This window comes from Nisaea sp., assembly GCF_017640745.1.
Lineage (GTDB): Bacteria > Pseudomonadota > Alphaproteobacteria > Thalassobaculales > Thalassobaculaceae > Nisaea.
Window position 1 is genome coordinate 1 of sequence record NZ_JAEPQA010000043.1, and the last position, 21,259, is coordinate 21,259.

Below are 21,259 nucleotides of genomic sequence, written 5' to 3' on the forward strand. Positions count from 1 at the left end.
ACCGCACCGCTTGCAGACTATGCGAACAAGGCTTTCCGGGAGGTCATGGATCTTGATTTCGAGGTCGTCGAGACCGACGACCTGATCCTGACGACTCTCGGCTTCATCGATGCGGGGCTCGTTTCCGTCGGAGAGACGGACATGCTGCTCCTGCCCACCCGAAAGTTCTCCGAATATCACACCCGTCTGCTTGCAGCAGGCGCCGAGCATGTCTTCTTGACTCTGCCCGACGCGATCCGGGAGCGGACGGAGCGTTATATCGAGTCACGTGGACTAGATCCTCTTGCGCCGTTCGTTGTCATGCATGTGCGCGACGCCGGTTATGCTCCGGAGATGAGCTATCACTCCTTCCGCTTCAGCCCGATCGAGACTTATCGGGCCGCTGTCGAACGATTGCTCGAGAGCGGGCTGAATGTCTTCCGCATTGGCGACGTTGCGAGCCCAGCACTGGAGATCGGATCGCCGAACTATATCGAGGTCATGCGCGACGAGGCATATGAGGACTATCTCGATGTCGGGCTTTGCGGGCTTTGCCGCATGGGTATCTGCACATTGTCCGGACCCTGGTCGCTCCTGCAGGGCTTCGGAAAGCCGATTTTCTTCACGAACTCCTATCCCCAGACCTTCTGGAGTTTCCTCCCGCAGGAAGTGACCTTCTACAAGCATTTCTACGACAGCAATGGGCGCGAACTCACTTATGCGGAACAGTGGCAACAGGGCGTCCAGCACGTATTGGCCACCGAGGAACTCGCCGAAATGGGGCTGACGGTCGAGAGCAACTCTGCGGAGGAATTGCTTGCTGGTGCCGAGGAGATGCTCAGACGCCTGGAAGATCCGGAATGGGAAGATGCGGCGCTGCAGGAGAGGTATACAGAGGTGGCGGGCGCACATGAGCCGAACATCCGGCCGCCGGCGGGCATGGCCGCCCGCTGGCCGCGGCGCCTCGGCGTCAGTTACGCCAAGCTGAATCCGCGCTTCCTCGAGTGACGAAGGCCGGGGGTCAGGCGAAGCCGATCGGGGCCGGCGTAAAGTGGAAGGTCCGCATCCGGCCGATCTCGACATAGCCGAGCTTACCGTAGAGCGCGAGCGCACCGTGATTGCTGGCCTGTGTCGCGATCAGGGTTTTCCGGGCCCGAGGCGCATAATGCGCAAACGCCGCCTTCAGCAATTTTGCTCCGATCCCTTTGCCTTGGTGTCCGCTGGCGACGGCGATAAGGTCGACGGTCATCGTACCGTCCCGCAGGAGGCAGCCGTTGAAACCTAGAATCTCTCCGTTCTCCTCATAGATGAGGGTACGGTCCGTGCGTCCTGTCACCTCGTTCCGGGCCCAGGCGGCCTTGATCCGGGCTGCGATACTGTCGGCGATCAGAGGGTCGGCGCGGTATCGGTCGGCGGAGAATGCGGCTGCGGCAATCGCGGCACAGGCGTCGGCATCGTCCGCTGTCGAGAAGCGGATCCCGGCTCCCTGAAACCTGGTGTCCTCCTCCGCAAGAACACGTTCGAGCGACACCAGAGTCTCTATTTCGCGAAAGCCGGATAGCGGGTCCGGCGCGCCCCAGGATACCGGGATACGGACCGACACCAGAGCGGCGTCGCCGGGAACAAGGCTGCGCAGAGATGAAATCTGGTCCGCTGAAGAGATCTCGACGCGGTAAACGGGGGCGCCAATGAAACCGGAATCAAACGGCTGAGGGATGCAGGTTGCCATCCGGTTCCGGTCTCCGAGGGTTGCCGACGTGTAACGTATTGAAGAATAAAGTTCCGCCGGACGGTTTCCGTCAAGTGGCGCAGATCAGATATGTCAGGGCAGATTTCTGATCCATATCGGGCGACTTGGGACTATAATTAAAATATACGATCGCATGTCTCTTCCATCGGTTGGCAGCTGAGTGCCGGCCCTTGGAAATCAGTCCGGCATCCAGATGCTTGAGAGCAAGAACGGAACCCGACCGCGGTGAGATTGAGACTTTTCCTGAAGCTGGCGGTAAGCCTCTGCCTGATAGGATCGCTCCTTTATCATGTTGATTTCTCGCGCCTGCTTTCGGCGGCGCTCTCGCCGTCTCTTTCTCTGCTCGCGGCTGTCGTCGCGATCGTCATTCTTCAGTTCTGCGTCGGCGCCACGCGCTGGTTCCTGCTGATCCGCGGCACCGGTGTGCCGCTCTCTCCGTGGCAGACCTTCCGCATTCTCCTCGCCGGCATGTTCTTCAACCAGGCGCTCCCGGGATCGCTGAGTGCGGACACGGTGCGGATCTGGCTGGTCAGCCGCCACGGGCTCCCGCTGTCCCGCGCCGCGAGCACCGTTCTGCTGGACCGGACAGCGGGCCTGGTCTCGATCCTGACGATGCTCGTCGTGACCAGCGTCACGGTGGCAAAGGTGGCGCCTGATCCGAATCTTGAAACGGTAGCGATCCTCGTGGTCGGCGGCGCGATGGTGCTGCTCGCCATGGGCCTGTCGAGCGCGGACTGGATCGCCGACATGATCGAGGACCACCGTTTCGGCCGCCCGTTCGCCGCCATGCTGCGCGACTCCCGTGTGCTCTGGCGTGCCGGTTACCGGTCCGCGATCATCATAGGTCTGAGCTACCTGCTCCACGTGACCAGCGCGCTGGGGCTCTGGGTCGTCTTCCGTTCGATCTCGGTGGAAGTCGATTTTCTGATGGTGCTTGGGGCGCTGCCGCTGGTGATCCTCGGAACCCTGCTGCCGATCTCGGTCGGCGGCTGGGGCGTGCGCGAAGGGCTCATGGTCGGTATCTTCGTGATGACCGGCATGGCACCGGAGCATGCCCTCGCGGCGTCGATCCTCTGGGGCTTGTCGGTGATCGTCGCTGCCAGTCTTGGCGGTCTGCTCTGGGTATTGAGCCGCCCTGGAACGGAGCGGGTCGGCGACGTGGCCGCGACGCTGCCTCAGCGTCCGTAGAAGCCCCGCACCACCCCGATCAGGTAATCGATCTCCTGTGTTTGGAGATGCTGGTCCGCAGGGAAGCTGATGATGGTTTCCGTGTGCCGGTCCGTGACCGGAAATGCGCCGGCCGGATAGCCGAGATGGCGCAGGGCCGCCTGCCTGTAGAGCGCGATCGGGTAATGTATCTTGGCGTCGATGCCGTTCGCCCGGCAATGCTGAAGCAGTTCGTCCCGGCGTTCCGCGAAGATCACGTAGTTCAGGTAGACCGCCCGTTCACCCGGGCCTTTCGTGGCCCGTCGCATGGGTATGGTGATTTCCGGAATGTCCGCGAAACCGGCATCGTAACGCTCCGCATTGCGGATGCGCGCCGCGACGATGTCCTCGACCTTGGCGACAATCCATTTGCCGACCACGGCCTGCACGGAGTCGAGCCGCGTGTTGTAGCCGAGGATCTCCATCTCGTCCCGGTTCCTGAGGCCGTGATTGCGTAGCAGACGGCACATCCGGTCCATCTCGGGGTCGTCGGTGACGATGACGCCGGCATCGCCCCAGACATTGATGATCTTCAGCGGGTGCATCGAGAAGCCACCGGCGATGCCCCAGGTTCCGGCCGGACGCCCCGCTTCTTTTGCCAGCAGGCTTTGGCAGGCGTCTTCGATCACCTTGAGGCCGTGCTTCCCGGCGATCTCGGTGATCCGTGTCATGTTCGCCATGTCGCCGGTAAGGTGCACGGGCATGATCGCCTTGGTCCGCGGCGTGATGGCCGCTTCGATCAGCTCCGGATCGATCCCGAACGTATCGTCGCAATCGACGAAGACGATTCTTGCGCCTGTCTCGGCGATGGCGCCGGCAGTGGCATAGAAGGTGTTGGCGGCAGTGATGACCTCGTCTCCGGGACCGATCCCGAGTGCTTTCAGCGGAATCTTCAGCGCATCGGTTCCGGAGCCGACGCCGATCGCGTATTTGCTGCCGACGGCGGCGGCGAACATCTCCTCAAATTCCCCGACCACTTTGCCGAGCGTGAAGTCGGTCGAGCGAACCAATGCCTTCAGTTCGTCGAACACATCATCGACATCGGCGAACTGTTGTTCGAGAGGCGAATAACGCACCTTCATGACGGGCAAGGCGTCGGAGACCATCAGAACGGGCCCTTGAAGAAGGGATCGGGCACATCGATAGGCACGTCGCCGCGGTCGGCGAGGATCTTCCCCTCGATTCGGGCGATCTCCGCCTCGTCGACCCCCATCATCTCGGCGGCCGTGCGTGCGATACGCGCGGCGTCCGGATAGAAGCCGCGAACCAGACCGCGCGAACTCGGTGTGGGATGATCCGGCAGCCCCATGCGGACCGGTGCCGCCTCAAGCAGATCGAAGCAGCGGGAGGTGACCTCGGAGGCGATCTCCGCCCCGATGCCGAACATCCGGAAACCGGTATCGACGGTGAGCAGACGCCTGGTGCGGGCGACGCTTTCCACGATAGGATCGAGATTGAGCGGACGGATCACCCGGAGATCCAGAACCTCGACCGGATAACCGGCCTCGGCGAGCCGGTCGGCGGCGCGCACCGCTTCCAGCGTCATGTAGGAGGTCGCGACAATCGTGAGGCCGTCGCCCTTGCGGACCGTTCGCGGTCCGTCGAGCGGGCGATGGACATAGCCTTCCGCGACGGCGCTTGTGGTGTAATGCGACCATCGGTGTTCGATGACGACCACCGGGTTGTCGTCCTCTACGGCAGCCGTCACCATGCCTTTCGCATCTTCGGCAAAAGCCGGCATGATCACTTTGAGGCCTGGCACATGCGCGAAGATTGCTTCCAGGCTTTGGGAATGCTCCGGCCCCTGACCCCAGCCGCGTCCGACGATCATCCGCAGAACCAGCGGAACCTTGTGATTTCCCCTGCTGACGTAATGCATCTTCGCGGCATTGTTCAGGATCTGCTCCAGGGCGAGGAGGGCGAATTCGACGCGTTGCAGGGTCACGACAGACCGTTTCCCAGCCAGCGCGGCGCCGATCGCGATGCCGATCAAGCCATTTTCGGCGATCGGCATCTCGATCATCCGATTGTGGCCGATATGCTTGCCGATATCCTTCAGCGTCCCGAAAAGTGCGCCCGGATCTTCGACACCCTCGCCGAAAAAGATCACAGACGGGTCGCGTCTCGCGGCTTCAAGAAGACCGTCTCGGATCGCCGTTCCCATATTGATGACCGGGGCGCCGGCCGCGCTTGTGAGGTCAGGCATAGACATGGGCACGCGCCTCGTTCGGCTCCGGAAGCGGAGAATTGATTGCGAATGTGAAAGCCGCGTCGACCTCGGCCTGCAGCGTCCGTTCCAGCTCGGCATAGGATCCGGCGGAAAGAATACCGGCCTCTTCCAGCTGCTTCCGGTACCGCTCGAGCGGGTCGCGGACGCGCCATGTCTGGAATTCCTCTTCGGTCCGGTAGCCGATGTGGTTGTCGTAGTTCGGCCCGCAATGTTCGCGCCAGCGGTACGTGTCCAGCAGCAGGAAGGTCGGCGTTCCGGTGCGCGCTGTTTCCACCGCCCAGGACGCGGCCTCGCGGACGGCGTCGAGATCGTTGCCGTCGACATGGCGGCTTTCGAGGGCGTGCGCCTTGGCGACATCCGTCAGGGGCCGCTCGGGTTGGCGGTCGGCTAGGTTGGTATAGACAGAATAGAGATTGTTCTCGCAGACATAGACGACCGGCAGTCCGCGGAGCCGAGCAAAGTTGGCGGATTCGTGGAAGACGCCTTCCTCAAGGCAGGCGTCGCCGAGGAAGGACACGGTCACCTTGCCGTTATCGTCGAACTTGTCGGAGAGCGCGGTTCCCGTGGCGAGCGGGATCGAGCTCGCCACGATCGGGATGCTGGCCATCATGCCGGCATCCGGATCCATCAGGTGCATCGAGCCGCCGCGTCCGCCGATACAGCCATCCCGTTTACCGTAGATCTCGGCCATCATGGCGTTGAGATTGCCGCCCTTGGCAAGATAGTGCGCATGGGAGCGATGACTGCTGAAGACCCTGTCTTCGCTCCGCAGCACGTCGCAAACGCCGACCGCGGTGCCTTCCTGTCCGACGGAAAGGTGAACCGGGCACCGCATTTCTTGCTCTGAATAGCGTTCCGCGATGGTTTCCTCTACGAGGCGGATGCGCAGCATCTGCCTCATGCACCGGAGCCGGTAATCGTTCTCGGCCATCTTCGTCATAGCTCCCCGGCTCAGATGAAATTGATGTGCATCGGCGGTTCGCCCTCCATCGGAGGCAGTTCGAACTCGCCTTTCTGATAACCATCCAGGAACTCGTTGACCTTGTGCTGCAGGCAGAGGCTGCCGCACATCTTCTGGGCGTTGAAGTCCGGGCTCGCGAGATAGTTCATCACTTCCCAATAGCGGTCGCTGTTGAAGATGTCGCGGAAGCGCTGCTCGGTGATGTTGCCAATGTGAAACTTCTTATAGCGCTCATTGAACAGCATGCCGCAGGGCGCGACGAGGCCGGAGCCGGACATCTGCAGCATGAAGGGCGCACCGTAGCAGCGCTGGTAGCTGCGCGTGCCTTCGGTATCGATCTTCGACCATTTGACCGAGACCTGATAGCTCTCGTCCGAGAGCGCCTCGGCCGCGTGCAGGGTCTCGTACAGGCTCGCGTAGCCGCCGTAATCGACTCCCAGGGTGCCGTCCTCGTCGTCGCTGCAATGCTTGATCACGAGATAGTCCGGCCGCAGTTCCTTGCCGAGCCGGGCAAGCGGCATGATCTGGTCATGATATTCCGGCATCAGCACCATCTGCATGCCGATGGTCACATCCAGACCCTGCTCGCGCTTGATCTCGCCCATCGCCTTGATGTTCTCGCAGACCCGGTCGAACCAGTGCTCTTTCACGCCCATGATCTCGGCATAGCGCTGACGTTCGCCTGCCGAAATATTGACGCGGAGATAGGTCAGTGAGGGAAGCACCTCCTCAAGCTTGCGCCGGTTCAGTACGAAACCGTTGGTGCCGACCGCCATGGAGAGACCGAGCTCATGGCCGTATTTGCAGGCATCGACGAAGACCGGCGAGATCGTGCTTTCGCCGTCGGAGACGAAGCTGATGCCCTTCACCCCGATCTCGGCGCAGTCCTCGAGAAACTCGAAGATCGCCTTCTTGTCGATCACCTTGCGTTCGTTTTCCTGCAGCATTGCGTAGCAGAAATGGCAGGCATAATTGCAGGCGCGGGTCAGCGACATGTCGATCGTGATCGGCGCGATCCGCTCGCCGCGTTCCCAGGCATCGATACGGTCCTGATGCCAGGCGATCTTTGTGCCGTCCAGGATCAGTTCGACGTGATCGGTCATTCCGGTCATGGCTTCATTCCTCGCGTTTCGGCCTGCCTTCAGAGGCGCCGGATACGGTTGGCGTCCTTCACCACTTCGGTGAAGAGTTCGATGCGCTCTCCGGTCTTTTGGCGCAGCCAGCGCTCAAGCTCCATGAGCATTGCCGGTTTGTCCCAAACCGGCACCTCGTCGGAAAAGACGAGGAACAGACGGTCATATTGGTCAATTTCGGCCAATTCGAAGGCGTCGCCAGCTATTTTGTGCGCTTTCCTGAAGCTCTCGATATGCGGCAGGACGAGATCACGCTTGCCCGCCTTGTCGAGTTTTTTCCAGGCCTCGCTGTACGGCCGGTCGAAGAAATTGGTGTCGCTGTGCCGTCCGAACCGCACGTCCGCCTCCCGCCGGAGGGCCGCCATCAGCTTCAGGGGACCCGCGAAGCAGGCTCCGGCGTTGCGCGGCGTCAGTATACCTTTTACCGGGGCGCGGACGTCCGGATCGCGCAGTCGCTGCAGGGCGAAAATGAGTCCGTGATCGGTGAGCTCGCGCACCGGCGCGCCGATGGCGTAGCTGCAAAGCACTTCCAGTATTGCGGCTTCGGGCGCGGTCTCCGGAGCGGAGAACCGGGCTTGCCGAATCGTTTCCGAGTCGTTCTCGAGCTCGAGCAGGAGCTCCAGATCCGCTTCCGTGACGGAGAAGCCGGCAGCGGAGGGGGCGCCCGATTTCTGCAAATGCGGCAGGGACTTCAATTGCTCGGCGATCCGCTCGGCAAAGGCGGCCGGGATGTCGGAGCGCTCACCCATGGCCACCTCAAGCTTTGATATTGCTGATATGGACAAGGCAGTGATCCCCATGATCGTCGATCTCGACCTCCGAGATCGGACCCAATGCGGCGCGCAGTTCGTCATGTTTCGCGCGCGGCAGACTTGCGTTCGAGACGCGCAGCGTGAAGCTCTCCGTGCCGAAAGCTCCAGCCGCTTCTGCCATGTTGAGAATGCTCGCGACCGAATCCTCGTCCGGCACCCACATCTCCAGGAACTCGAGATCGACGCCGTGGCTCCGCAGCTGGTTGAGCAGCCTGTCCTCATAGGATGCCACGAGGTTCTCGTAGTTGATCGCCTGCTCGCTCATGCATTTCGCTCCGGCATTAGCTGCCCTTCGACAGGAAACGGTTCACACTGGCCGCCACGCGTGTGATTTCCGCTTCCGTCAGATTCTGGTTGGCCGGCAGAGTAATGATCCGCCGGGACTGTTCTTCGGTTACCGGGAAATCGCCGGCCTTGTGACCGAGATAGGCCGCCGCCGGTTGCAGATGGATCGGCACCGGATAGTGGATCGCAGTTCCGATACCCTGCGCGCCCAGATGGGCCTGCAACTCGTCCCGGCGGTCCACCTGGATGACGAAGGTGTGGAAGGTGTTGAATTCGATCTCCCGGCAGGGCGGCGCAAAGACCAGCTCAGGGTCCAGAAGCTCGCGATAGAGCGCGACGTTGCGGCGCCGTTTCTCGATCAGCGCGTCCATCTTGCCGAGGCGGTAATAGAGGATCGCTGCCTGGATCTGGTCCATCCGCGAGACGGAGCCGAACCGGGTGACGGTGTTCCGGTCGACAAGTCCGTGATTGCGGTAGAGACGGGCGTATTCCGCGACATCGTCCCGGTCGGTGGTCAGGAAACCTGCATCCCCGCAGGCATTAAGATTCTTGAGCGGATGCGCCGAGAAGCATCCGACGTCGCCAAGCGCGCCGCTCATGACCCCGTCGTAGCGCGAGCCGATTGATTGCGCCGCGTCCTCGATGATCGCAAGGCCGTGCCGCTTGGCGATTTCCCGGATCGGCTTCATATCGGCGACCCGACCGGTCAGGTGAACAGGCATGATCGCCTTGGTCTTCGGCGTGATCTTCTTCTCGATTTCTGCCGGATCGATGTTCTGGTCCGGAAGCACGTCTGCGAAAACCGGTGTGGCGCCGACATGCGCGATGACGGCGGTCGAGGCGACGAAGGAATTCGGCGGCGTGATGACCTCGTCGCCGCGTCCGATCCCGAGGGCGGCGAGCGAGAGGATCAGGGCATCGGTTCCGGAGTTCAGTGCCACAGCATGTTTGGTGCCGCAAAGCTCGGCCAGCGCGGCCTCGAGTTTCTCGTTCCAGGGGCCGCCGACATACATGCCGCTCATGAGGATTTCCTCGATGATCGGCATGAGCTCGTCGCGCTCCTCCGCAAACTGGGCCCCGATATTCACATAGGGTATCGGCGACTGCGTCTCACTCGTATCCGGCATTTTCTTCCTGCTCGCACGAAAGACTCGCCCGGACGCGGTTCGCTCCGGGAAGAGCCGTTATTTCAACAACGCGGTCAATGCCTTGATCACGTTTACCTTGCTGACCGAGTCGCGATGGCCGACGATTCCGACCTTGATCGCACCGGCGATATTTCCAATCAGACCGATCGTAGCAATATCCGTTCCAACCTTCGCCAGCGGCGCCGTGATCGAGAAGAACGCATCGCCCGCGCCCATCGTGTCGACCACCCGCCGGGTGAAGGCCGGGATCTGGGTGACGGGCGATCCGGCATCGTAGGCCACGCAGCCATGCCGGCCATGGGTCAGGATCATGCGGCCGCAGTCGACCCGCTTCGGCAATACGTCCTGTGCGATCACCGCGAGATCGCTGAACCGGTCTCCGACCGCGAGGCGGGCTTCGGGGGCGTCGATACAGAGATAGTCCGCACGAGGGTATTTGGTGATCAGATTGTAGCCCCGGTTCGCACTGTTGGTCTGGGCGTTGACCGCAAGATAGGGGGCCTTCTCGCAAATCAGGTCAACCGTCTCGCCGTCGATCAGGCCGTGTCCGAAATCGGCGGCCATCACGACATCGTAGTGCGGCGCGAGTTCCGCGATCTTCGTGTGCAGATCGCCGAGCACTGCCGGCGGCAGCGGCGAGTCCTCGATGAACTGCACCTCGAAAAGCTTGCGCAGATAGCTGCTGTCGACGAAGCGCACCTTGCGGGTTGTCGGCGCGTTCGGCCGATAGACCGGGATGAGGTTTACGTTCTCGTGCGACTGGGTCTTGATGAAATTTTCGCGCGGATCGCTTTTTCCGAGGCAGGTGATGATATCGACCTGTTTGCAGAAACTTGCGACATGGTTTGCCGCCGCGACCACACCACCTGCAAAGAGCTCCATGTCCTGGTGGCGGGTTGACATGATGTTCTCTTTGGAGGGCTGACCCGAGGGTGACACGTACTGGTATTCGTCGAGGATGGTGTCCCCGATGATCAGGATCCGCATGTCCTTGATGCTGTCGATCAATTCCAGCAGCTGCTGCAGCCCGACCGTTTTCCGGACCCGGTCGAGATATTCCCGGACTTCCGGCTCGAAGACATCGACGTGACGGTTGATCAGCTCGCTTGAGCTGAAGGTGATGTCGTCCGTGAAAACGATGCGGCCGCCATGCTGTTCGACCGCCTGGCGCTCGTCCACGATCTTGCCGGTGACGTCCTGATCGGCATCGACATAATCGGAGCCCTTGATGTAGGCGTCGGGCTTGATCGCATGGATCGCCTGTTCGGCGGAGGCTGCGTGGTTGATGCCGACCCAGCTTACATATTCGAGAGCGGCCAGCATCTCGGCGCGGAGCTGATCGGTAAAGACGGGCCGGCCCGGTCCCTTGTGGACATGCTCGTCCGCAGTGACGGTAACGAACAGAACATCGCCCTCGCGCCTCGCATGTTCGAGATGCCGGACATGGCCGAGATGCAACAGATCGAACGTGCCGTGAGCATGAGCGATCTTTTTTCCGGAAGCACGAATTTTATCAGCTATTTCAGATAGTTCTGAAATAGATTTGATCTTGTCTCTAGCTGAAGGCTGCATCCGATTGATTCAATTGTTATATGGCCGTGTAAAGCCTATCACAATTTCGTCGCGAAACGGGAAAAACAAATTGCCCCGAAGTTTCTGATCGGAAACGAAAGAGTTTTCGCTCCATGTAGCTCTGTGCGAGCTCTCAGGACGCAGAAGACGGCAATGGATTGCGGAGCAGGAACAGGTGCAGGCGGCGGGTCTCGCCGGCGCCGATATCGACCTCGACCGCGGGCAGTCGATCGACTGTTCCGAACCGCTCCAGGATGGGGAAGGGATTGTCCCATTTCGCCACGAGCAGCACCTCGTCGCCCGGCTTCGGCAGATAGCGCTCGGTGAGTTCGTAATGATGGTCCGGATGGCCGTCATAGTCCCACATCAAAGGGCGCCGTTCGAGATCGCGCAGGGCGTAGAGCAGGGAGGCCATGGTCTTCCTGTCTTCCGTCAGCCAGACGGCGCCCGGATGCGCCGCGAGCACCGGCCGGAGCTGATCCGCGGTCGCGTCCCATCCGCGCAGACGGCGCAGCGGGTCGCTCTTCAGCGGGGGATCGAAACCGGGCAGGCCGAGGAAGAAGAAACCGAGAATGGCGCCCGCGGTCAGGTTGAGGGCAACGCCTCCGGCAACGATTTTGAGCAGGTTCCGGCGCAGCAGCCAGGCGACCGTCAGGATCGTGGCGGCGACATAGGCGGTGGCCGCCCAGTTCGCGTTGGCGCGGCTGAGGAACGATTGCACCGTGATGATCAGCAACACCGGAATGCAGAAGGCGAGCAGGAGCTTTTCCGTCTCGCCTGGACGCTCCCGCCGCAGCGCGGCGAGCCGCCAGAGCAGAACCACAAACAGGACCGGCCCGAAGACTCCGGCCTGGCTGCCGACGAATTCCAGCATCTTGCCGAAATGGAAGAGGTCGCCCTTCAGGTTCGTATTCTGGCCGACATGGGTGACGGTCACCCACCCGGACTCGACGTTCCAGAGCAGGTTCGGCGCGAATACCGCCAGCATCGCGACCAGCGCGACCAGCGCCTTGCGGCTGAGCAGCCAGGAGCGATGAGAGGGTGAAAGGAGCGCCACGAGCACCATGCCGAGGATGAAATAGGCCATGGCGTATTTCGCGAGGAACCCGGCGCCGGCGGCGAGCCCGAGCAGCAGCGGCCAGCCGAGAGAGTCGCTTTCGAGGCTGCGGACGAAGGCGAGCATGGCCACGGCCCAGAGAAAGAGCAGCGGGACATCCGTCGAGATCAGGAAGCTGGAGAGCGACACCGCGGGCAGCGTCGCGAAGCTGAGCCCGGACCAGAAACCCGCGCGCCGGCTGCCGGTCAGCGTAGCGGCGATGCCGAAGATCGCGAGCGCGGTGCCGGCATGTAGCAGCGGCGAGGGTGCCCGGATGCAGGCCGTGCCGCTGCCGCAGACGCTTTCGGCTGCGGCGATCACGAAGGCGATCAGCGGCGGCTTGGTGTAGTAGCCCCAGGCGAGATCCCGGCTCCAGGACCAGTATTGCGCCTCGTCGCCATGCAGCCCGAGGCTGCTGAACCCGAGCACGGCGATGCGGGCGGCGGTCAGGGCGCCGACGGCGAGCAGGAGCCAGAGGAAATAGGGCCGATCCCGGTCGGCGGTGACGGTCTGCATGCTCTGCGCGGCTTTCCGTTTTTGGGCGGTCACGCATCGCCTTAGCTGAGCGGGGCCCCGGAAACAATCGGAATCGCGGGCTGCGGCGAATTCACTCTTGCGATCCGAGTTCCTTGCCGAAGCCGCGGCGACCCGGTACGAAAAGCGCAACAGCGTGTGAAAGAGGTGGCCAAGGCAATGTCGGTCCTGGACAACGAAACCTTGATGGCGCTCGCGGAGGAATTTCCCGAGACATCGCGTGATGCCTGGATGGCGGCCGTCGAGGCGGCGCTCAAAGGCGCGTCCTTCGAGAAGGTGCTGACGCGCCAGACCTACGAGGGCCTGCGGCTGCAGCCGATCTATACGGCCGAGGACGCGCCGGATGGCCGTGCGGCGCCGGTCGCGGGCGGAACGCGGACGGAAACCGGCTGGGACGTGCGCCAGATGCAGGCGCATGGCGACCCGGCGGAAGCCGCGAAGGCGGTGAAGCAGGATCTCGAACGCGGTGCGACTTCGGTGCTGCTGCGGATCGACCGTCCCGGTGTCGACGGTATCGTCGTCGGGTCTGCGGACGATCTCGACCGGGCGCTCGACGGCATTCACCTCAACATGGTGCCGGTTGCCCTCGATGCGGGTGCCTATGCGCCGCGCGCGGCGGCTTTCCTCGAAGAGCTCTGGTCTAAACGCGGACATGGCGCAGGCGAGGTCTCCGGCAGTTTCCGGATCGATCCGCTCGGTGCGCTGGCCCGCGAAGGCTGGCTGCCGAGCGCGCTCGATGCAGCACTTGCCGAGTTGGGCGAAACCGCCTCGCGCACCGCATCCGCACATCCGAAAGTCCGCGCTGTCGGGGTCGACATGGCGCCCTACTACGAAGCCGGTGCGAACGAGGTCCAGGATCTCGCCTTCTCGATGGCGACCGCGATTTCCTACCTGCGTGCGATGGAGGCGGCAGGGCTCGATGTCGCCGCCGCCGCCCGGCAGATCGAATTCAGCTATGCGCTCGGCGTCGATGTCTTCCAGGGCATCGCCAAGCTGCGCGCGGCGCGCCGGCTCTGGGCCCGCATCCTCGAGGTGTCCGGTGCCGATCCGGTGGCGGCGCCGATGCTGCAGCACGTGGTGACCGCCGAGCGGGCGATCGCCGGACGCGATGTCTGGGTGAACATGCTGCGCGCCACGGTCTCGACCTTTGCTGCCGGTGTCGGCGGTGCCGACAGTCTGACGGTGCTGCCCTATGACAGCGCCGTCGGTCTGCCGGACGGTTTCGCGCGCCGCATCGCGCGGAATACGCAGATCATCCTGATGGAGGAATCCGGACTGCACCGGGTCGCCGATCCGGCAGGCGGGTCCTGGTACGTCGAGCGGCTGAGCGACGAATATGCGTCCCGCGCCTGGGAGCTGTTGCAGCAGATCGAACGCGACGGCGGCATGGCCGCAGCGCTGACCTCCGGAACGATCGCGAAACTGGTCGCGGAAGGCTGGGCGGAGCGTGAGCGCAATCTTGCGCGCCGCAAGGACGAGCTGACCGGCGTCAGCGCCTATCCGAACCTGAAGGAAGAAACCGCGACCGGCCTGACGCTTGACCGGGAAGCGCTCCGGGCGAAGCTCGCGGCGGCAGCCTGGCCGAAACGGACGGAAGCGGGGGCCGAGATGGAACCGCTCGCCCGGCATCGGCTGGGCGAGGGTTTCGAGGCGCTGCGCGATGCGAGCGACGCCTTCCTCGCGAAGACCGGAAAGCGCCCGGCCATCTTCCAACTGACAATCGGGACGCCGGCCGACTTCACGGCGCGAGCGACCTTTGCGCAGAACTATTTCGCCGCCGGCGGGATCGAGAGTGCTCCGGCGCAGAGCACCGATGAGTTCGCCGCGAGCGGCTGCCGTTTTGCCGTTCTCTGCTCCTCTGATAAAATCTATGCAGAAGAAGCGGTGAAAGCCGCCGGAAACCTGAAACGGGCGGGTGCGGAACGGATCTTCCTCGCAGGCCGCCCGGGCGACAACGAGGCCAGCTGGCGCGCGGCCGGTATCGACGGATACATCTTCGTCGGCGACCAGACGCTCGCCACCCTTCGCGACGTCGCCGCCGGATTGGGAGTGATCGAGCAATGAGTGCGATACCCAATTTCTCCGAGATCGATCTCGGCGCGCCCGCGGGAAGCGCAACGGTCGAAGGCAAGCTCTGGGAGACGCCGGAACGGATCGGCGTGAAGCCGCTCTACACGGCGGAGGATATCGAGGGGCTCGACTTCCTGAAGACCTGGCCGGGCCTGCCGCCCTTCCTGCGCGGCCCCTATCCGACCATGTACGTAAACAAGCCCTGGACGATCCGGCAATATGCCGGCTTCTCCACGGCGGAACAGTCGAACGCCTTCTACCGGCGCAATCTCGCCGCCGGGCAGAAGGGGCTTTCGGTCGCCTTCGACCTCGCGACCCACCGGGGCTATGACAGCGATCATCCGCGCGTCGTCGGCGACGTCGGCATGGCCGGGGTCGCGATCGACAGCATCCTCGACATGCGCCAGCTCTTCGACGGCATCCCGCTCGACCAGATGAGCGTTTCGATGACCATGAACGGCGCCGTGCTGCCGGTCATGGCGCTCTACATCCTCGCGGCTGAGGAACAGGGCGTCTCTCCGGAGAAGCTCAGCGGCACCATCCAGAACGACATCCTGAAGGAGTTCATGGTCCGCAACACCTACATCTACCCGCCGGCGCCCTCGATGCGGATCATCTCCGACATCTTCGGCTATACCTCGGCGAACATGCCGCGCTTCAACTCGATTTCGATCTCCGGCTACCACATGCAGGAGGCGGGGGCGACAGCGGACCTTGAGCTTGCCTACACGCTGGCGGACGGAGTGCAGTACGCGCGCGCCGGGATCGACGCGGGTCTCGATATCGATGCCTTCGCGCCGCGGCTATCGTTCTTCTGGGCCATCGGCATGAACTTCTTCATGGAAGTCGCGAAGATGCGGGCCGCGCGCCTGCTCTGGGCGAAGCTGATGAAGCAGTTCGACCCGAAGAGCCCGAAGAGCCTCAGCCTGCGCACCCACTGCCAGACCTCCGGCTGGTCGCTGACCGCGCAGGATGTCTTCAACAACGCGGTGCGCACCTGCGTCGAGGCGCTGGCGGCGACGCACGGCCATACCCAGTCGCTGCATACCAACGCGCTGGACGAGGCGCTGGCCCTGCCGACGGATTTCTCCGCCCGCATCGCCCGCAACACCCAGCTGCTGATCCAGCAGGAAACCGGGACCTGCAACGTCATCGATCCCTGGGGCGGCAGCTATTACGTCGAGCGGTTGACCCATGATCTGGCGCAGCGTGCCTGGGCCCATATCGAGGAAGTCGAGAGCTTCGGCGGTATGGCCAAGGCGATCGAAGCCGGCATTCCGAAGATGCGGATCGAGGAGGCCGCCGCCCGTACCCAGGCGCGGATCGACAGCGGCCGGCAGACCATCGTCGGGGTGAACAAGTACCGTATCGACGAGCCCGAGAATGTCGAAGTGCTGAAGGTCGACAACCAGTCGGTCCGGCGCCAGCAGCTCGAGAAGCTGGAACGCCTGCGCGCCGAGCGGGACGAGACCGAGACGGGCAAGATGCTCGAGAGGCTGACCGAGTCCGCACGCTCCGGCGAAGGCAACCTGCTGGCGCTCGCGGTCGACGCGGCGCGGGCACGGGCCACGGTCGGGGAAATCTCCGACGCGCTGGAGAAGGTTTACGGGCGGCATGTCGCGGAGGTGAAGACCGTGTCAGGCGTTTATGCAAGCGAGGTCGGCAAGGGCGCCGAATCCGTCGAACGGGTCCGCAAGGCAGTGGACGCGTTCGAGGCCGTCGAGGGCCGCCGGCCCCGTATCCTGATCGCCAAGATGGGGCAGGACGGGCACGACCGGGGCCAGAAGGTGATCGCCTCGGCCTTCGCCGATCTCGGTTTCGACGTCGATATCGGCCCGCTGTTCCAGACCCCGGAAGAGGCCGCGCGGCAGGCGGTGGAGAACGACGTGCACGTGATCGGTGCGAGCTCGCTCGCGGCCGGCCACCTGACGCTGGTCCCGGCGCTGAAGGCGGAACTCGAGAAGCTCGGTCGCGAGGACATCCTGATCGTGGTTGGCGGCGTCGTGCCGCCGCAGGACTATGACGCGCTCTACAAGGCCGGCGCCAAGGCGATCTTCCCGCCGGGCACCGTCATCAGCGAGGCAGCGGTGGATCTGATCGGCAAGATCGGCGAGGTCCTCGGCCATACCGACGAGGCGGCGTGACCGTTCTTTCCTTTACGTGGGCCGCATGACAATGGCTGAGCCGGCCGCCGCGCCGAAGCGGCGCCAAATGAGCGTCGACGACTATGTGTCCGGGGTCCGTTCGGGCGACCGGGCCGTCCTTGCGCGCGCCATCACTCTGATCGAGAGCCGAAGTCCGGCGCACCGGGCCCAGGCCCAGGAGGTGCTGAACGCCCTGCTGCCCTTCTCAGGCGACGCCCGGCGGATCGGCATCACAGGTGTCCCCGGCGTCGGCAAGAGCACCTTCATTGAGGCCTTCGGCAAGATGCTGACCGGCTCCGGCCACAAGGTCGCGGTGCTGGCGGTGGATCCGTCGAGCAACCGGACCGGCGGCTCGATTCTCGGCGACAAGACGCGGATGCAGGAGCTTGGCCGCGATCCAGACGCGTATATCCGCCCCAGCCCCTCTGCCGGCACCCTCGGCGGCGTTGCGCGGGCGACGCGCGAGACCATGGTGATCTGCGAGGCGGCCGGCTTCGATCATGTGATCGTCGAGACGGTGGGTGTCGGGCAGTCCGAGACCGTGGTCGCGGAGATGGTCGATTTCTTCCTCGTCCTCATGCTGCCCGGCGCCGGCGACGAACTTCAGGGCATCAAGAAGGGCGTGCTGGAGATCGCCGACATGATCGCCGTCAACAAGGCGGATGGCGACAACAGGACCCGGGCGCGCCGCGCCGCCTCCGAGTATCGCCGGGCGCTCGAGATCATGACGCCGGCGAGTCCGAACTGGCGCCCGCCGGTCTCGACCTGCAGCGCGCTTTCGGGAGACGGTCTCACGGACATCCTCGGCGAGATCACACGTCATCGCGAGGCGCTGAGCGAGAGTGGTGAGTTCCAGAAGAAGAGGCAGGACCAGCAGGTCCGCTGGATGTGGGCCATGGTGCGCGAACGTCTGATGGCGCGTTTCGAGGAGAACGAGGCGGTCCGGGCTCTGGTTGCGGAACTCCAGGCGGATGTCGCCGGCGCGCGGCTGACCGCGAGCGCGGCTGCCGACCGGTTGCTCCGGACCTTCGGACTTGCGCCTGACGGCGACAGCGACTGAGAGATTTCGATTTGTCTCCGGGGCCGCTTTCCCTATGCTGCGCGGCCTCTAGCCTATGACGGAAACCGATGACGATTCTGGATTCCATATTGATCCGCCCGGATGCCCTCATCCGTGAAGCGCTGACGAGAATCGACGCGGGTGCCTCGCAGCTCGCGATCGTCGTGGATGCGGAGCGGCGGGTGCTCGGCGTTGTGACGGACGGGGACGTGCGCCGCGGGTTGCTCGCCGGCGTAACGCTGGATGATCCGGTCGACCGGATCATGAACCGCAATCCGAAGCTTGCCTCCGCGGAAGCGCCGGACGAGGAGATCCAGGCGCTGATGCGCCGAGAGGTGATCCACCAGGTGCCGATAGTCGATGAGGACCGGCGGCTCGTTGCGCTCCGGACCATCGATACTTTCGTCGCCGCCGAGCGGCTTGAGAACCGGGTGGTCCTGATGGCTGGCGGGCTCGGCACGCGGCTGCGCCCGCTGACCGAAACCGTGCCGAAGCCAATGCTGCCTGTCGGTGGCCGGCCGCTGCTCGAGACTCTGGTCCAGTCCTTCATAGACCAGGGCTTCTACCGCTTCGATTTCTCGGTCAATTACCGTGCCGAGGCGATCGAGGAGCATTTCGGGAACGGCTACCGCTTCGGGGCCGAGATCTGCTATCTCCGGGAACAGGAACCGCTGGGCACGGCCGGGTCTCTCTCCCTGATGGGGGAACGGCCCGCTGCACCATTCTTCGTCATGAACGGCGATATCCTCACCTCGATCAATTTCCGCCACATGCTGGACTTCCACAAGGAGACCGGCGCCGCGGCGACCATGGCGGTGTTCGAGAAGGGCTTCGACATTCCCTACGGCGTGGTCGAGGTCGATGGTGACAGGCTGGTCACCATCCGTGAGAAGCCGACCCATAACTTCTTCATCAGTGCCGGGATTTACGTTCTTGAACCGAAGGTGCTCGAACGGATCACCCCTGGACGCTTCCTCGACATGCCTGACCTCTTCGGTCAGATGGTCGAGGAGGGTGAGGTGGTCAGCGCGTTTCCGATCCGGGAATACTGGCGCGACATCGGGCAGCATCAGGATCTCGACCGGGCGGAGAAGGACTTTCCGCAGGTCTTCGCGGGCAAGTAAGCCGCGGGGCACCTGTCATTGACAAGCCGGCGCGACCGCGCCAAGTCAGGGCCATTGCAGTTCACAGGATGAGACATGGTTGCTGAGACCGACATTCCGGCGCCGGACCGCTCCATCGCCGAGGAACAGGAAGAGCTGATCTCCGAGTTCGCCTTCTTCGACGACTGGATGGACCGTTACCAGTATCTGATTGATCTCGGGCGCAAGCTTCCGGAGCTTCCCGAGGAATTCAAGCGCGACGAGTTCAAGCTGAAGGGCTGCCAGAGCCAGGTCTGGCTGGTCGGCGAGCGGCACGGCGACCGGCTGGTTTTCCGCGCGATCAGCGATGCCGCGATCGTCTCCGGCCTGATCGCCGTCATCCTGCGGATCTACAGCAACCGGACGGCGGAGGAGATCCTGGCGACGGAGCCGGATTTCATCCGCGAGATCGGTCTCGAGGAGCATCTGAGCCCGACGCGCAAGAACGGTCTCGGGGCGATGCTGAACAAGATCAAGGCCGAGGCGCAAGCCGCCGCGGCCGCGTGAGACCACCATCGTGAGCGGCATCGACGCCATCTATCAGGACAAGATCCTCGCCTACGCCGCCGACATTCCCCGGCTCGGCAAGCTTGAGGACGCAACCCACAAGGGCGAGGCCGTAAGCCGCGCCTGCGGCAGCGAGATCTCAGTCTATCTGAAGGTCGAGGACGGAAGGATCGCGGATTACGCCCACAAGGTGGATGCCTGTGCGCTCGGCTCCGCCGCGGCGTCCATCGTCGCCCGCGCCATCGTCGGCTGTCCGGTCGAGGAGGTGCTGCGGGCACGGGATCAGATGGAGGCCATGTTGAAGAAAGACGGCCCCGCCCCGGATGGGACTTTCACGGAGCTTGGCGTATTGCAGTCCGCAAGGACCCTGACCAACCGCCACAGCTCCATGCTGCTGGCACTGAATGCTTCGGCGAAAGCGCTAAAAGAAAAATAACCGTCCGCGCAAAGCGGACCGCATGGTGAGATATGGCAATTGCACTCGTTACCGGCTCGGCCGGTCTGATCGGCGCTGAGGCCGTCCGTTTTCTGGCCGGGAAGGGGCTCGACGTCGTCGGTATCGACAACGACATGCGGGCCTATTTCTTCGGTGGGGAGGCCAGCACAGGCTGGAGCCGGGCGCAGCTCGAAAACGCGCTCGGCAGCCGCTACAGGCACGTAGCCGCCGATATCCGGGAGCTTGCGGCGCTGGAGCCGGTGTTCGAGCAGTATGGCAGCGAGATCGCCTTGGTGCTGCACACGGCGGCACAGCCCTCACACGACTGGGCGGCGCGGGAGCCGATCACCGATTTCACCGTTAATGCCAACGGCACGCTGAATTTGCTCGAACTGACCCGCCGGCATTGCCCGGAAGCGGCCTTCATCTTCACCAGCACCAACAAGGTCTATGGCGACACGCCGAACCGCCTGCCGCTGGTAGAGCTGGAAACGCGCTGGGAGATCGACGAGAGCCATGCTTTCCATGCGAAAGGCATCGACGAAAGCATGAGCATCGACGGTACGCTGCATTCGCTCTTTGGCGCCTCGAAGGTGGCGGCGGACGTGCTGGTGCAGGAATACGGACGCTATTTCGGCCTGAAGACCGGCGTCTTCCGCGGCGGCTGCCTGACCGGTCCCGGCCATTCCGGCGCGGAGCTGCACGGCTTCCTTGCCTATCTCGCCAAGTGCGCGCTGACCGGCAAGGCCTATACAGTGTTTGGCTACAAGGGCAAACAGGTGCGCGACAACATCCACTCGCACGATCTGGTCAATGCCTTCTGGCACTTCTTCCAGGCCCCGCGGCCGGGCGAGGTCTACAATATCGGCGGCGGCCGCCACGCCAATTGCTCCATGCTGGAAGCGATCCGGATGGCCGAGGAGATCACCGGAAAACCGTTCAATTGGTCCTATTCGGAGGAGAATCGCGTCGGCGATCACATCTGGTGGATCGGCGACATCTCCAAGTTCGAGGGCCATTTCCCGGACTGGCGCCTCCAATACGATATGCAAGGCATCATGGAGCAGGTTGTGGAGGGACAGAGGGCCAGACTGGTCGATGCACAATAATGCATTGAAATAAGACCATTTTAGGACCCTTTAGCGTATTTCCGGGTCCGATTTGATTCTTAGAATTGTTCTAAATTATTGAAAC

Annotated in this window: 19 protein-coding genes; 9 read left to right on the top strand and 10 right to left on the bottom strand. The window is 63.2% G+C overall.

Annotated features, from left to right (window positions below; translation table 11 throughout):
• The coding region (locus tag JJ959_RS20025) for a TIGR04372 family glycosyltransferase (RefSeq protein WP_292887856.1) at positions 1-987 on the top strand (987 nt) is incomplete at its 5' end.
• A gap of 13 nt (positions 988-1,000) precedes the next feature.
• Here JJ959_RS20025 and JJ959_RS20030 read toward each other — a convergent pair.
• Positions 1,001-1,708 carry a GNAT family N-acetyltransferase gene (locus JJ959_RS20030; protein ID WP_292887858.1) on the bottom strand — a complete coding sequence of 236 codons (708 nt, stop codon included), beginning with the start codon at positions 1,706-1,708 and terminating at the stop codon, positions 1,001-1,003.
• A 246-nt stretch (positions 1,709-1,954) separates the two neighbouring features.
• Between JJ959_RS20030 and JJ959_RS20035 the strand changes: the two genes are divergently transcribed.
• Positions 1,955-2,917 (top strand): lysylphosphatidylglycerol synthase transmembrane domain-containing protein, encoded by a 963-nt coding sequence (locus JJ959_RS20035; RefSeq protein WP_292887861.1) that lies wholly within the window; start codon positions 1,955-1,957, stop codon positions 2,915-2,917.
• Here JJ959_RS20035 and JJ959_RS20040 read toward each other — a convergent pair.
• The 9 genes from JJ959_RS20040 to JJ959_RS20080 all read right to left on the bottom strand — a co-directional run bounded on the left by JJ959_RS20040 (position 2,905) and on the right by JJ959_RS20080 (position 12,688).
• The gene (locus tag JJ959_RS20040; RefSeq protein WP_292887864.1) at positions 2,905-4,041 is read right to left on the bottom strand and encodes a DegT/DnrJ/EryC1/StrS family aminotransferase; all 1,137 of its coding nucleotides are present in this window, start codon (positions 4,039-4,041) and stop codon (positions 2,905-2,907) included. The two genes, JJ959_RS20035 and JJ959_RS20040, sit on opposite strands and share 13 nt — an antisense overlap.
• Positions 4,041-5,147, bottom strand: coding sequence for a transketolase C-terminal domain-containing protein (locus tag JJ959_RS20045; protein WP_292887868.1), 1,107 nt, complete (start codon positions 5,145-5,147; stop codon positions 4,041-4,043). The genes JJ959_RS20040 and JJ959_RS20045 overlap by 1 nt, the downstream gene beginning before the upstream one ends.
• Positions 5,134-6,096, bottom strand: a complete 963-nt coding sequence (locus JJ959_RS20050) for a thiamine pyrophosphate-dependent dehydrogenase E1 component subunit alpha (protein WP_292887871.1) — start codon at positions 6,094-6,096, stop codon at positions 5,134-5,136. Before JJ959_RS20050 ends, JJ959_RS20045 begins: the two co-directional genes overlap by 14 nt.
• A 20-nt stretch (positions 6,097-6,116) precedes the next feature.
• Positions 6,117-7,238 carry a radical SAM protein gene (locus JJ959_RS20055; RefSeq protein WP_292887874.1) on the bottom strand — a complete coding sequence of 374 codons (1,122 nt, stop codon included), beginning with the start codon at positions 7,236-7,238 and terminating at the stop codon, positions 6,117-6,119.
• Positions 7,239-7,267: 29 nt separating this feature from the next.
• Complete coding sequence (locus tag JJ959_RS20060; protein ID WP_292887877.1) at positions 7,268-8,008, bottom strand: hypothetical protein; 741 nt, start codon at positions 8,006-8,008, stop codon at positions 7,268-7,270.
• A gap of 7 nt (positions 8,009-8,015) precedes the next feature.
• Positions 8,016-8,336 carry a hypothetical protein gene (locus tag JJ959_RS20065; protein ID WP_292887880.1) on the bottom strand — a complete coding sequence of 107 codons (321 nt, stop codon included), beginning with the start codon at positions 8,334-8,336 and terminating at the stop codon, positions 8,016-8,018.
• A 16-nt stretch (positions 8,337-8,352) separates the two neighbouring features.
• Entirely contained in the window at positions 8,353-9,483 is a 1,131-nt protein-coding gene (locus JJ959_RS20070; protein ID WP_292887883.1) for a DegT/DnrJ/EryC1/StrS family aminotransferase, read from the bottom strand.
• 57 nt (positions 9,484-9,540) lie between these two features.
• On the bottom strand, positions 9,541-11,076 hold the full coding sequence (locus JJ959_RS20075; RefSeq protein ID WP_292887886.1) for a PfkB family carbohydrate kinase: 1,536 nt from the start codon (positions 11,074-11,076) through the stop codon (positions 9,541-9,543).
• Between the two features lie 133 nt (positions 11,077-11,209).
• Positions 11,210-12,688, bottom strand: a complete 1,479-nt coding sequence (locus tag JJ959_RS20080; protein ID WP_292887889.1) for a glycosyltransferase family 39 protein — start codon at positions 12,686-12,688, stop codon at positions 11,210-11,212.
• A 177-nt stretch (positions 12,689-12,865) separates the two neighbouring features.
• On the opposite strand from JJ959_RS20080, the gene JJ959_RS20085 reads away from it, so the two are divergent.
• The 7 genes from JJ959_RS20085 (at position 12,866) to JJ959_RS20115 (ending at position 21,174) form a co-directional block, all read left to right on the top strand.
• The gene (locus tag JJ959_RS20085) at positions 12,866-14,770 is read left to right on the top strand and encodes a methylmalonyl-CoA mutase subunit beta (RefSeq protein ID WP_292887892.1); all 1,905 of its coding nucleotides are present in this window, start codon (positions 12,866-12,868) and stop codon (positions 14,768-14,770) included.
• Complete coding sequence (gene scpA, locus JJ959_RS20090) at positions 14,767-16,920, top strand: methylmalonyl-CoA mutase (RefSeq protein WP_292887894.1); 2,154 nt, start codon at positions 14,767-14,769, stop codon at positions 16,918-16,920. Before JJ959_RS20085 ends, scpA begins: the two co-directional genes overlap by 4 nt.
• Before the next feature lie 67 nt (positions 16,921-16,987).
• Entirely contained in the window at positions 16,988-17,980 is a 993-nt protein-coding gene (gene meaB, locus JJ959_RS20095; RefSeq protein WP_292887897.1) for a methylmalonyl Co-A mutase-associated GTPase MeaB, read from the top strand.
• Positions 17,981-18,048: 68 nt separating this feature from the next.
• Entirely contained in the window at positions 18,049-19,104 is a 1,056-nt protein-coding gene (locus JJ959_RS20100) for a nucleotidyltransferase family protein (RefSeq protein WP_292887900.1), read from the top strand.
• 75 nt (positions 19,105-19,179) lie between these two features.
• Positions 19,180-19,629, top strand: coding sequence for a SufE family protein (locus JJ959_RS20105; RefSeq protein ID WP_292887903.1), 450 nt, complete (start codon positions 19,180-19,182; stop codon positions 19,627-19,629).
• A gap of 10 nt (positions 19,630-19,639) precedes the next feature.
• Positions 19,640-20,065: an iron-sulfur cluster assembly scaffold protein gene (locus tag JJ959_RS20110; protein ID WP_292887906.1), complete on the top strand. Its 426-nt coding sequence runs from the start codon at positions 19,640-19,642 to the stop codon at positions 20,063-20,065.
• Positions 20,066-20,097: 32 nt separating this feature from the next.
• Complete coding sequence (locus JJ959_RS20115; RefSeq protein WP_292887909.1) at positions 20,098-21,174, top strand: NAD-dependent epimerase/dehydratase family protein; 1,077 nt, start codon at positions 20,098-20,100, stop codon at positions 21,172-21,174.
• The last annotated feature ends 85 nt before the right edge of the window (positions 21,175-21,259 follow it).